The organism is Pseudarthrobacter sp. efr-133-R2A-89 (assembly GCF_030209315.1).
Classification (GTDB): domain Bacteria; phylum Actinomycetota; class Actinomycetes; order Actinomycetales; family Micrococcaceae; genus Arthrobacter.
Genome location: NZ_JARVSE010000007.1, coordinates 84,221 through 96,397, shown reverse-complemented (window position 1 = coordinate 96,397; position 12,177 = coordinate 84,221). Strand labels below are relative to the sequence as shown.

The following is a 12,177-nucleotide window of genomic DNA, read 5'->3' as shown; positions in this document are numbered from 1 at the left end:
CCGACGGCGTCGTCCCTGGCTTACCAAGGCGCGCACCACCCGGGGCGACGTAATCGCCCAAGTAGCGGCGTCGCCCTCGTACGTCCCTTATTTTTTTCTTCTTATAGGAGTTATTCATGGCTGATCCGGCACGTGCTGCCAAGTTGGCGCAGCGGATTAAGGTTGTTGTTGCTGAGGCTCTGGGCCGGAAGGCCAAGGATCCCCGGCTTGAGGGCATCACTGTTACCGACGCCCGGGTGACCAATGATCTGCAGCACGCCACTGTCTACTACACGGTGTTCGGCGACGAGACTGTCCAGGCCGACGCCGCCAAGGGGCTTGAAAAGGCCAAGGGCGTGCTGCGGCAGGAAGTTGGCCGGAACATCACCGTCCGGTTGACCCCCACCCTGGAGTTCGTGGCAGACCAGATCCCGGTCAACGCTTCGAACCTTGAGGAACTCCTGCGGGAAGCCCGCAAACGTGACGCCGAAGTGGCCGCGCTGGCCGCCAATGCGCAGCACGCCGGCGACGCCGACCCGTACAAGTCCGACGACGTCGACATCGACGAAGACGACTTCGACGAAGAGGACACCGACCTCAGCAGCGACGGTGACGTCGACGAGGACAGCAACAAGTAAGACGTCGGCAGGGCCCGGGAGCTGTTCCCGGGCCCTGCCGCTTTTAACCCATCAGTGCTGTAGCCCTAGTGCAGGTCAGCCTTGATGACCTTCCCCAACGGCGGCTGCGAGGGATCCCCGAGCACGTCTGCCGTGGCGTAGAGCGTGTTGCCGCTGATGTCGACGTCAGCGGGCATGTTCACGGCCAGGAATTGGGAACGGCTGCCCTCACACGTGAACTTCAGGATTTCACCGCCGAACAGCGACGCCACATACACATCACCATTGCCGGCCACCGCCAGGCCCGTGGGGCTGAGGATGTGGTCCGCCCAGAGGTCGGTGTCGCCGTTCCACGGGTTGATCTTGAAAATCGCACCGCGGGCGCCAAGCTCCGGTCCTTCCGGTCCGCCCGGCAGGGACGTCACATACAGCATCCCGTCCGGGCCGATCGCCACATCGGTAGGCACGGGCTCGAAGGCGTACTTATGCCCTACCACGCAGTCCGGAACCGTCATGGTGTTCCCCTGCATGTCCACCGGGATCTTCAAACCCGCAGGAACGGTGGCCGGCCGTGGCGGCAGGACAGCGACCGTATCGATGTCACCGTTCTCCAGGTTCACCTTGAGCACGGCGTTCATGCCGGCGTCGGCCACATAGGCGGTGTCATCCTTGACCGCCAAGGCATAAGGGTGGGAGTCCACCGTGCCTTTGTACTTGGCCGGCGGGAACGCGGGCCAACCGGCCAGGCACTGATCGCTGACGTCACGGCCAAACCCGTAGTGCTGGTCGCCGTCCGGGTTGTGCCGCCGTTCGTAGTCGGCAAAGTTGGCGATGGTGTCCACATCGCCCTTGGCGTCGATCGACTTGAGGTATCCGTGCAGCGCGGCGGGGTCTCCCTGGCCGGCGCCCACACTTTCAAGGTAGTACGTGGTGCTGCCGCGGGTGTCGGAGCCGGCCACTTCCCAGCCCGGGGGCGTCTCCGTCGCCAGGTCCTTCGTGGAACCGTCCTTGCTGATGCGGGTGAGTTTCCCGGCAAAGTCCTGGGACACCAGGACCGATTTCCCGGTCCCTGCCGCGACGTGCAGGGGAGAAATGAGTCCATCTGCAAGGACGTCGTAGTCGTGTGTGCGGGTGGAGGCGGAAGCGGGGCCAGCGGACGCCATGGCGGCGGCGGTGGCCGCGATACAGGCTAAGAGTGCGAGTCTTTTCTTCATTGGGTTCTCCGGGTGCGGGGCCCTTGACGGGCTGGATAGGAAGCCTCCGAGGAGGCAAAATGTTCCCCCGCGCGCAAGCGTAGGCTCCTGCCAACGGGTTGTCGTTGGGGGAATCCCCCCTGCCTGGCCCCCTTTCTATCCCCCAACAGCGCCCACGTGGCTAGGATCGTGCTATGACCTCCGACGAGCACGGCATCCCCGCCACGTACCTGGAGCAGGCAGTGGACCTGGCAACGCGGAACGTCGGCCTGGGCGGGGGACCGTTCGCTGCCGTGGTGGTGACCCCCGACGGGCGAGCCCACGCCGGAGTCAACCGCGTCACCCGGGACAACGATCCCACCGCCCACGCGGAGGTGGTGGCCATCCGGGCAGCAGCGGCAGCCACGGCAAACTTCGACCTCACCGGATCGGTGCTCTACGCAAGCTGCGAGCCGTGCCCCATGTGCCTGGCCTCAGCCTTGTGGGCCAGGATCGGCCATGTGTACTTTGCCGCAGACCGGCACGGGGCGGCGGCCGCGGGCTTCGATGACGCCCTCTTCTACGACTACTTCAGCGGCATCCGGCCGGACCTGATGCCGGTCACCCGGGGCGACATCCCGACGTCGGACCTCCCCTTCCAGGCGTGGGGCGCCTTCGCCGGCAGGAAGGACTACTAGCCATGGAAACCGCGCTCATCACCTGCCCCGCCTGCGGCAAAACCAACCGGGTGCCCGTCCGGGCAGCCGGGCATCCGCGCTGCGGCAACTGCAAGGCGGACCTTCCCTGGATTGTGTCTGCCGGCGATGCGGACTTTGCCGCCGTGGCCGAGCAATCGGCAGTGCCGGTCCTGGTGGACTTCTGGGCCGCATGGTGCGGGCCCTGCCGGATGGTCAGCCCGGTCCTGGACAAGCTGGCCCGGGAGCGGCCAGGAAAGATCAAGCTGGTGAAGGTGGACGTAGACGCATCTCCAGGCTTGTCGCGGCGTTTCGATGTCCAGGCCATTCCGACGCTGATGGTGATCGTGGACGGCAAGGTGGTGGCCCGCCAAGCCGGCGCCGCGCCGGCGGACGTCCTGCGTTCCTGGCTGGACCGGGCACTCGCCGGCGCCCGGACCTGACGCCGGCCGCCAAGTCTTGCGGGCGCCGCTACCGGGACGCGGCGGGAAGCCGCGACACGCCCTCGACGAGTTCCTGCTTCCGCCCGCACAACGCGATCCGCACCCAGCCCTCGCCAATTGAGCCGAATGCGGTCCCCGGTGCCAGCGCCACGCCGGCGTCCGCCAGGAAGCGCCGCACCCAGGCCCGCACATCGCCACCGGTCGCGTGGGACAGATCGGCCCACAGGTAGAACGCACCCTGCGCCGGGAGGAAACGGATCCCCTTGGCCGCCAGGACCGCCGAGGCCGCGTCCCGGTTTTCCCGGTAATGCTGATGGGCGTGCCGGACGTAGTCCTGCGGCCCGGTCAGGGCGGCGAGCGCCGCATACTGCGGGGCGGACGCCACACAGGACACGATCGACTCCATGACGTTGTCCATTTTCTGCTTGAGGCCCGGCGGGCAGATGAGCGCGCCAATCCTCAGTCCGGTGAGGCCGTACGTCTTCGACAGCGTCAGGGAGGTGAACACGCGGGCCCCTTCCGGGGTGCCGGCGTCGAACCGTGCCGGGCTCACGTGTGGCACGTCGTACGTGAACGCCTCGTAGCACTCGTCGGAGATGACCCAGAGGTCGTGCCGGCGGGCCAGGTCCATCAGGTCGCGGACCAGGTCCTCGCCCAGCACGGCCCCCAGCGGGTTCGACGGGGAGTTGAGCACCAGCACCCGGGTGCGGCCGGTGATGAGGGCTTCGACGTCGGCCACCCGGGGTTGGAAGTTGTGGTCCGGGTGCAGCGGGTACTGCACGGGCACGGCATTGAGCAGCCGGCTGGTCATGGCAAAGGTGGGATAACCCGGGTTGGGGATCAGGATCTCGTCGCCCGGGGAGAGCAGCAGGCTCATGGCGAAGTGCAGGCCCTGCTGCGCGCCGGACACCACGTAGACCTGGTCGGCCCCGACATCGACGCCCTGGTCCTGGCGGAACCTGGCCGCGAACGCCTCGCGCAGGGCCGGGATGCCCGCGTTCGGCGTGTAGTTGGTTTCATCGCGGTCCAGGCAGGCAATGCCGGCGTCCAGGACGTGGCGGGGGAGCGGGAAGCCGGGCTCGCCGATGCTCAGCACCAGCGCGTCCGGGGTGCGCCAGGCCGCCTCGGTGATCTCGCGGATCTGGTTGACGGGCACGTCGCGGACGTGGGCGGCAAGCTCGGGCATGCCAGCCATCCTAGCCGTCCACGTCCGCCCTCCGCTTGGCGTGCGGGCGCCCCAACCTGCGCCGATATACTGGGAGGCGTGCTTTCTGGACTGGTGATAGTGGACAAGCCGCAGGGATGGACCAGCCATGACGTGGTTGGCCGGATGCGGCGCCTCGCAGGTACCCGGAAAGTGGGGCACGCAGGAACCCTGGACCCCATGGCCACGGGCGTCCTGGTTCTCGGTATCAATAAGGCGACCCGGCTGCTGACCTACATCGTGGGCACCTCCAAGACCTACACGGCCACCATCCGGCTGGGCCAGTCCACCGTGACGGATGACGCCGAAGGGGAGGTCACCGCCACGGCCGGCACGTCCGGGGTGGGCGAGCAGGCAATTTACGACGGCGTCGCAGCCCTCACCGGCAGGATCGAGCAGGTGCCCAGCAGCGTCAGCGCCATCAAGGTCAACGGCGAACGCGCCTATGCACGGGTGCGCTCCGGTGAGGACGTCAAGCTGGCCGCCCGCCCCGTCACCATCCACCGGTTCGAGGTCCATGCCGTCAGGCGGGATCCGGACGCGGACGTTATCGACCTCGATGTCACGGTTGAATGCTCCTCCGGCACCTACATCCGTGCCCTCGCCCGGGACCTCGGCAACGCCCTCGGCACCGGCGGGCACCTCACCGCCCTCCGGAGGACCCAAGTGGGCCCCTACTCGCTGGACCAGGCGCGAACCCTCGAAGAGCTCGCCGAAGAACTCACCATCCTGGAAATGTCGCAGGCCGCCCGGGCCCTGATGCCCAACCGTGAGCTGACCGCGGAGGAAACCACGGAAATCTCCTTCGGCCGGCGGATCGCTGCCGGGGCCGCCCCCGGCACCGCGGGCACCGCCACGGCGGAACACCCGGCCGCAGCCTTCGCCCCGGACGGCACCTTGGTGGCCCTCCTCGCCGATGCAGGCAGCTACGCCAAACCGGTGCTGGTCTTTGCCCCCGGCACCGGCCCGGCGGCGACCACCGCGGCGGAGGCATAGGCGTGGATGCATATTTTTGGACCATCCTGGTGGTCGGCCTGGTGTCCACGGTGCTCTGCCTCGGTGCCGGAATCCTGAAGAAAGCGCCCAACGACGTCACCATCCTCTCCGTCGCCGCGGTTGAACTGGCCCTCGTGGTCTACCTGGTGGGTTCCATCGTGCGGGTCATCGCCGGCGAACACATCGCAGGCGAAGCCTGGGAATTCTGGGGCTACATGGCCACAGCCATGCTCCTGCCCCCGGCAGCGGCGTACTGGTCCATCCTGGAACGGACGCGGTGGAGCAACTTTGTCCTGGCCGCCGTCGGCGTCACCGCACTGGTGATGGCGGCGCGGATGAACCAGATCTGGTACTGAAGTGGAAGAGACAGCACAATGAAAGACCAGCAGGCCCGCCCGGCCGCCGACGCACCCGCCCGCAACACCCGCAATACCGGACCCGGCAGGTTGCTGATTGCGGTCTACGGGGTTTTCGCGATCTCCGCCACGGCCCGCGCCGGGTACCAGATCCTCACCAAATTCTCCGAGGCTCCGCTGGCCTACCTGCTCTCGGCCTTCGCCGCCCTGGTGTATGTGGTGGCCACCGTCTCCCTGGCCAAGTCAGGCAGCACCTGGTTCAAGGTGTCCGTGGCGGCCGTCCTGGTGGAACTGGCGGGTGTCCTGGTGGTGGGGACCCTGAGTGTCCTGGATTCCGTGCAGTTCCCGCACGAGACCGTCTGGTCGCTGTTCGGCCGCGGCTACGGCTTCATCCCGCTGCTGCTGCCCATCCTGGGGCTGGCGTGGCTGTACCGCCGCCGCCCGTCCCGGGCCAAAGAGGCGCAGTGAATCCGGGTAACCTTGAAGAGTTCCGCGGCCGGCCTGGCCCCGGAACACCGATTTTGCAGGCAGCTTAAGGCGAGGGTGATGGTCTACATCTGGAACGATCCGTCCGATGTCCCGGCGGACTTCGGCCCATCCGTTGTCACGTTCGGCAACTTCGATGGCGTTCACCGCGGCCACCAGCAGGTGCTCTCCCAGCTGATCCGCTCGGCCCGCCTGGCGCACGCCAAGGCCGTGGCCGTCACCTTCGATCCCCACCCCGCGCTGATCCACCGCCCCGAGGCCGCACCGGAACTGATCATGGGCCTGGAGGACAAGCTGGAGGCCCTGGGCGAGCTCGGCCTGGACGCCGTCCTGGTAGTCAAGTACTCCCTGGACCTCGCCAGCCTGACGGCCGAGGAATTCGTGGAGCAGTACCTGGTGGACTGCCTGCACGCGAGCCACGTTGTCATCGGCCACGACGCCCGCTTTGGCCGCGGCAATTCCGGTGACCTGGACACCATGAAGGCGCTGGGCGAAAAGTTCGGCTTCGATGTCCAGGTGATCAGCGAATTCGGCTCCGAGGGCTACCCGCTGCACGGCGACGAAGCCACCGACCGGCGCTGCTCGTCCACCTGGGTGCGCGAGGCGCTGCAGGAGGGCGACGTCGCCACCGCCGCTGCCGTGCTGGGCCGGGCCCACCGGATGCGCGGCGAAGTGGTCCACGGTGCCGCCCGCGGCAGGGCGCTCGGTTTCCCCACCGCAAACCTCGCCTCCAATGCCTCGGGACTGATCCCGGCCGACGGCATCTACGCGGGCTGGCTGGTGGACCAGGCCGGAACGCGCTGGCCGGCGGCGATTTCGGTGGGCTCCAATCCCACGTTCGACGGCGTCAGCCGGCAAGTCGAGGCCCACGTCATCGACCGGCCCAAGGAAGCCGTGGAGGACTTCGATCTGTACGGCCAGACAGTGATCGTGGAATTCGTCGAACGGTTGCGGGGCATGGTGGCCTATCGTGGCCCTGAGGCCCTGGTGGAACAGATGCGGCTGGATGTGGCGCAGGCCCATCAGCTCCTGGCCGCCCGCTGACAGCACTGCCGGGGCCCTAACAACGAAAGGCAGTGCGTGTCCGTCGAAAAGAACACCCGCAAGCTCGACGATGGGATTGTCCGCGACTTCAGCTCGCGGATGAGCTACGCCTCCTACCTGCAGTTGCCCACACTGCTAAGTGCCCAAAAGCCGGTCAGCGAGCCGGAGCACCACGACGAGCTGCTGTTCATCATCCAGCACCAGACCACCGAGTTGTGGCTGAAGCTGGTCCTGCACGAGCTGCGCAGCGCCGCCGCCTGGCTGCGTGCCGACGACCTCGGGTCGGCGCTGAAGGGCATCGCCCGGGTCAAGCACATCCAGAAGACCCTCACCGAACAGTGGTCCGTGCTGGCCACCCTCACACCCACCGAGTACTCGCAGTTCCGCGGCTTCCTGGGGAACTCCTCGGGCTTCCAGTCCGCCCAATACCGGGCGGTCGAGTTCGTGCTGGGAAACAAGAACCGCAAGATGCTGCCGGTCTTCGAATCCGATCCCGAGGCCCACGCCATGCTGGCGGAACTGCTCGCGGCCCCCAGCATCTACGACGAGTTCCTGGCTTACTTGTCCCGGCACGGATTTGAGGTTCCCGCGTCCGTCCTGGACCGGGACGTGACGCGCGCCCATGAGTTCACTCCGGACCTGGTCCCGCTCTTCAAGCACATCTACGAAAACGCGGCGGAGAACTGGGCCGCCTACGAGGCGTGCGAGGAACTGGTGGACCTGGAGGACAACTTCCAGCTCTGGCGGTTCAGGCACCTGCGCACCGTCCAGCGGACCATCGGCATGAAGACAGGCACGGGTGGTTCCAGCGGGGTCACCTTCCTGCAGAAGGCCCTGGAGCTGACATTTTTCCCGGAATTATTCGCCGTCAGGACGGAGATCGGACAATGAGCATCCACCAGGATGAACCCACCGGCGTGACCACTGAGGCACTCCAGCGCCGGGCCGCGGAACTGGACCGCCAGGACCCGCTGGCGGCATACCGGGACCACTTCATTGGTACCGAGACTCCGCTGTCCTACCTTGACGGCAACTCCCTGGGCCGGCCCCTGAAGCGGACCGCCGACGACGTCGCCGCCTTCGTCCGGAACGAATGGGGCGGCCGGCTCATCCGCGGCTGGGACGAACAGTGGCTAGCCATGCCGGAGGCCATCGGAGACCAGCTGGGCCGCGCCGTCCTGGGCGCGGCCCCGGGACAAACGATCATCGCCGATTCCACCACAGTGGTGCTCTACAAGCTGCTCCGCGCCGCACTGGCCGCCGTGCCGGACCCGGACCGCAATGAGCTCGTGCTCGATACCGGGAACTTTCCCACGGACCGCTACCTGGTGGAGGGCATCGCGCTGGAGGAAGGGCTGACCCTCCGGTGGATCGATCCCGATCCGGCAGCCGGGGTGACCGTCGACCAGGTTCGCCAGGCCACTGGGCCGCGGACCGCCGTCGTGCTCCTCAGCCAGATCGCCTACCGTTCAGGGCACCTGGCGGACCTGCCCGGAATCACTGCGGCCGTGCACGACGCCGGCGCCCTGGTGGTGTGGGATCTTTGCCATTCCGCGGGCTCGGTGGAGATCGGCCTCGACGGCGCGGACGCGGACTTCGCCGCCGGATGCACCTACAAGTACCTCAACGGCGGCCCCGGCTCACCCGCCTTCGCATATGTCAACGCCCGGCACCTGCCGGCGCTCAACCAGCCCATCTGGGGTTGGATGGGCCGCAAGGACGCTTTCGAGATGGCCGCCGGGTATGAACCGGCGGCAGGCATCCGCGGCTTCCTCAGCGGCACGCCCGCCATCTTCGGCATGATCGCCATGCAAGGCACCCTGGACCTCATCGAAGAAGCCTCGATGGCTGCCATCCGGAAAAAGTCCGTGGCGCTGACCGCCTTCGCCATCGAGGTCTTCGACGCCTGGCTCGCCCCGCTGGGTGCCGAACTGGCTTCGCCCAGGGACGCGGGGGAGCGGGGCGGCCACATCACCGTGGACCACCCGGACTTCAGCAAAGCCACCGTGGAAGCGCTCTGGGAAGGCGATGTCATCCCGGACTTCCGCTCACCGCACGGGATCCGGGTGGGTTTGTCGCCGCTGAGCACGAGCTTCGCCGAGGTACTCGACGGCATGGCCGCCATCCGGGACCGGCTTCAGGGCTGACGCCCGGCGCCGGAGCGGGCCGCGGGTCCGCCAGGACTGTTTCGACAAGGTTAGGCCCGGCCCGGTAAACTGGACGATGGATCCGGCTGCAGTCCGTGGCGGCTGGGTCCTGTCGTTGCGGCTTTCCCCGGTTTCCGGGACAGGACGTGCATGGCAGACCCGGCAGTGAACTTCTGACCTGGGCCCTCACGGCACATTCCCAAGGAGTTATCGTGGCACTTGACGCCGCTGTAAAGCAGTCCATCATCAAGGAATACGCAACCGCCGAAGGCGACACCGGTTCACCCGAGGTCCAGGTTGCCGTCCTGACCCAGCGGATCAAGGATCTGACTGAGCACATGAAGGAGCACAAGCACGACTACCACACCCAGCGCGGTCTGCTGGCCATGGTTGGTCGTCGCAAGCGTATGCTGAGCTACCTCAAGAAGACTGACATCGCCCGCTACCGTTCGCTCATCGAGCGCCTCGGCCTGCGCCGCTAGTCTGGCTTTGGGGCGGCCCATTCCTTCCGGAACGGGCCGCCTTCTTCAAATGAAAAACTAAACAGGAGGATCAACCGCATCACGCATTCGCGGTCCTCGGTAGTGATCCCCGGGAACGGCTTCGTTGACTGAAGCCGGCGGCCCGTGGGTCTCGATCGATGACCGGGTGCAAGGGCCCAGTAGACAGATGCTGGGCTGGGTTGATGCGGCTGGACTTCCGTGAAACAGAAACGGAGGTGACTCTCTTGGAGGGTCCCGAAATCCAGTTCTCAGAGGCTGTCATCGACAATGGCCGCTTCGGCAAGCGTGTAATCCGCTTTGAAACCGGCCGCCTCGCCAAGCAGGCCGCCGGCGCAGCCATGGTGTACATCGACGACGACACCGCGCTGCTGTCCGCCACCACCGCAGGCAAGCACCCGCGTGAAGGCTTCGACTTCTTCCCGCTGACGGTCGACGTCGAAGAGCGCATGTACGCTGCCGGCCGCATCCCGGGCTCGTTCTTCCGCCGCGAAGGCCGCCCCTCCACCGAAGCCATCCTGGCCTGCCGCCTGATGGACCGCCCGCTGCGCCCCGCCTTCATTAAGGGCCTGCGCAACGAGGTCCAGATCGTGGTGACAGTTCTGGCCATCAACCCCGACGAGCTGTACGACGTCGTGGCCATCAACGCCTCCTCGATGTCCACCCAGCTGTCCGGCCTGCCGTTCTCCGGCCCGATCGGCGGCGTCCGCGTTGCCCTCGTCGCCGACGAGCACGGTTCGCAGTGGGTTGCGTTCCCCAAGCACTCCCAGCTGGAGAACTCAGTCTTCAACATGGTGGTTGCCGGCCGCGTTGCCGGTGACGACGTCGCCATCATGATGGTTGAAGCCGAAGCCACCGACAACTCCTGGAACCTCATCAAGGAACAGGGCGCCACCGCCCCCACCGAAGAGGTTGTGGCCGAAGGCCTCGAGGCCGCCAAGCCGTTCATCAAGGCACTCTGCGACGCCCAGGCCGATCTCGCCGCCCGCGCCGCAAAGCCCACGGTCGAATTCCCGGTCTTCCTGGACTACGAGGATGACGCTTACGCCGCCGTCGAATCCGCTGCCGCCGACAAGCTGGCAGCTGTCTTCCAGATCGCCGACAAGCAGGAACGCGACAACGCCTCCGACGCGCTCAAGGACGAAGTCCTGGCGGGCCTGGCCGGTCAGTTCGAAGGCCGCGAAAAGGAGCTTTCCGCTGCTTTCCGCTCGGTCACCAAGCACGTTGTGCGCCAGCGCATCCTCAAGGACCAGATCCGCATCGACGGCCGTGGCCTGACGGACATCCGCCAGCTCACCGCGGAGGTCGAGGTCCTGCCCCGCGTTCACGGTTCGGCCATCTTCGAGCGCGGCGAGACCCAGATCATGGGTGTCACCACGCTGAACATGCTCAAGATGGAACAGCAGATCGACTCGCTGTCTCCCGTCACCCGCAAGCGCTACATGCACAACTACAACTTCCCGCCGTACTCCACCGGTGAAACCGGCCGCGTGGGCTCGCCCAAGCGTCGCGAAATCGGCCACGGCGCCCTGGCCGAACGCGCCCTGGTGCCCGTGCTGCCGTCGCGCGAGGAATTCCCCTACGCCATCCGCCAGGTATCCGAGGCCCTCGGCTCCAACGGCTCCACGTCGATGGGTTCCGTCTGCGCCTCCACCCTGTCCCTGCTGAACGCCGGTGTGCCCCTGAAGGCCGCCGTCGCCGGTATCGCCATGGGCCTGGTCTCCGACCAGGTTGACGGCCAGACCCGCTACGCGGCACTGACCGACATCCTCGGCGCCGAAGACGCCTTCGGTGACATGGACTTCAAGGTTGCCGGTACGGCCGAGTTCGTCACCGCCATCCAGCTGGACACCAAGCTCGACGGCATCCCCGCCTCGGTGCTGGCCGCAGCGCTGAAGCAGGCCCGCGAAGCCCGCCTGCACATCCTCGAGGTCATCAACTCTGCCATCGACACCCCGGACGAGCTCTCCGAGTTCGCACCGCGCGTCATCGCCGTCAAGATCCCCGTGGACAAGATCGGCGAGGTCATCGGCCCCAAGGGCAAGATGATCAACCAGATCCAGGAAGACACCGGCGCCGACATCTCCATCGAGGACGACGGCACGGTCTACATTGGCGCCACCAACGGCCCGTCTGCAGACGCAGCACGCTCCGCCATCAACGCCATCGCCAACCCGCAGGTCCCGGAAATCGGCGAGCGCTACCTGGGCACGGTCGTCAAGACCACCACCTTCGGTGCCTTCGTGTCGCTGACCCCGGGCAAGGACGGCCTCCTGCACATCTCCGAGCTCCGCAAGCTGGCCAACGGCAAGCGCGTGGACAACGTCGAGGACGTCGTTTCCGTGGGCCAGAAGGTCCAGGTGGAAATCACCAAGATCGATGACCGCGGCAAGCTCTCGCTCGCCCCGGTGGTCGCCGAGGAAGAGGCTCCGGCCGACACCGAGCGCGCCCACGCCACGGAGCCGGCTGAAGGCGCTGACGTCTAACAGCCCTCGCTTGGCACCAGCATGAATCGGCGGGACCGGTGGATGATCCACC

At 66.8% G+C, this 12,177-nt stretch carries 13 protein-coding genes; 11 read left to right on the top strand and 2 right to left on the bottom strand.

The genetic code is table 11. The annotated features are described in order from the left end of the window. Nucleotides 1-116 precede the first annotated feature (116 nt). Nucleotides 117-617, top strand: coding sequence for a 30S ribosome-binding factor RbfA (gene rbfA / locus QRM95_RS13680; RefSeq protein WP_285248109.1), 501 nt, complete (start codon nucleotides 117-119; stop codon nucleotides 615-617). A gap of 65 nt (nucleotides 618-682) precedes the next feature. On the opposite strand, the gene QRM95_RS13675 is transcribed toward rbfA, so the two are convergent. After that, nucleotides 683-1,810, bottom strand: a complete 1,128-nt coding sequence (locus QRM95_RS13675; protein ID WP_285248108.1) for a ScyD/ScyE family protein — start codon at nucleotides 1,808-1,810, stop codon at nucleotides 683-685. Between the two features lie 173 nt (nucleotides 1,811-1,983). On the opposite strand from QRM95_RS13675, the gene QRM95_RS13670 reads away from it, so the two are divergent. Then, nucleotides 1,984-2,466 (top strand): nucleoside deaminase, encoded by a 483-nt coding sequence (locus tag QRM95_RS13670; RefSeq protein WP_285248107.1) that lies wholly within the window; start codon nucleotides 1,984-1,986, stop codon nucleotides 2,464-2,466. Nucleotides 2,467-2,468: 2 nt separating this feature from the next. Further along, complete coding sequence (trxA, locus tag QRM95_RS13665) at nucleotides 2,469-2,906, top strand: thioredoxin (protein WP_285248106.1); 438 nt, start codon at nucleotides 2,469-2,471, stop codon at nucleotides 2,904-2,906. Nucleotides 2,907-2,934: 28 nt separating this feature from the next. On the opposite strand, the gene QRM95_RS13660 is transcribed toward trxA, so the two are convergent. After that, complete coding sequence (locus tag QRM95_RS13660; protein WP_285248105.1) at nucleotides 2,935-4,092, bottom strand: pyridoxal phosphate-dependent aminotransferase; 1,158 nt, start codon at nucleotides 4,090-4,092, stop codon at nucleotides 2,935-2,937. A 78-nt stretch (nucleotides 4,093-4,170) separates the two neighbouring features. Between QRM95_RS13660 and truB the strand changes: the two genes are divergently transcribed. From truB to QRM95_RS13620, 8 genes are all read left to right on the top strand, one after another. After that, the gene (truB, locus tag QRM95_RS13655; protein WP_285248104.1) at nucleotides 4,171-5,106 is read left to right on the top strand and encodes a tRNA pseudouridine(55) synthase TruB; all 936 of its coding nucleotides are present in this window, start codon (nucleotides 4,171-4,173) and stop codon (nucleotides 5,104-5,106) included. 2 nt (nucleotides 5,107-5,108) lie between these two features. Beyond that, the gene (locus tag QRM95_RS13650; protein WP_285248103.1) at nucleotides 5,109-5,462 is read left to right on the top strand and encodes a hypothetical protein; all 354 of its coding nucleotides are present in this window, start codon (nucleotides 5,109-5,111) and stop codon (nucleotides 5,460-5,462) included. 18 nt (nucleotides 5,463-5,480) lie between these two features. Then, nucleotides 5,481-5,930 (top strand): hypothetical protein, encoded by a 450-nt coding sequence (locus tag QRM95_RS13645; RefSeq protein ID WP_285248102.1) that lies wholly within the window; start codon nucleotides 5,481-5,483, stop codon nucleotides 5,928-5,930. 78 nt (nucleotides 5,931-6,008) lie between these two features. Beyond that, nucleotides 6,009-6,992 carry a bifunctional riboflavin kinase/FAD synthetase gene (locus QRM95_RS13640; RefSeq protein WP_285248101.1) on the top strand — a complete coding sequence of 328 codons (984 nt, stop codon included), beginning with the start codon at nucleotides 6,009-6,011 and terminating at the stop codon, nucleotides 6,990-6,992. A gap of 36 nt (nucleotides 6,993-7,028) precedes the next feature. After that, a complete protein-coding gene (gene kynA, locus QRM95_RS13635) occupies nucleotides 7,029-7,883 on the top strand; it encodes a tryptophan 2,3-dioxygenase (RefSeq protein ID WP_285248100.1) in 855 nt (284 codons plus the stop codon). Then, the gene (locus tag QRM95_RS13630; protein WP_285248099.1) at nucleotides 7,880-9,139 is read left to right on the top strand and encodes a kynureninase; all 1,260 of its coding nucleotides are present in this window, start codon (nucleotides 7,880-7,882) and stop codon (nucleotides 9,137-9,139) included. Before kynA ends, QRM95_RS13630 begins: the two co-directional genes overlap by 4 nt. A gap of 212 nt (nucleotides 9,140-9,351) precedes the next feature. After that, nucleotides 9,352-9,621, top strand: a complete 270-nt coding sequence (rpsO, locus tag QRM95_RS13625) for a 30S ribosomal protein S15 (RefSeq protein WP_043452786.1) — start codon at nucleotides 9,352-9,354, stop codon at nucleotides 9,619-9,621. A 245-nt stretch (nucleotides 9,622-9,866) separates the two neighbouring features. Beyond that, complete coding sequence (locus tag QRM95_RS13620; protein WP_285248162.1) at nucleotides 9,867-12,125, top strand: polyribonucleotide nucleotidyltransferase; 2,259 nt, start codon at nucleotides 9,867-9,869, stop codon at nucleotides 12,123-12,125. Nucleotides 12,126-12,177: the final 52 nt, after the last annotated feature.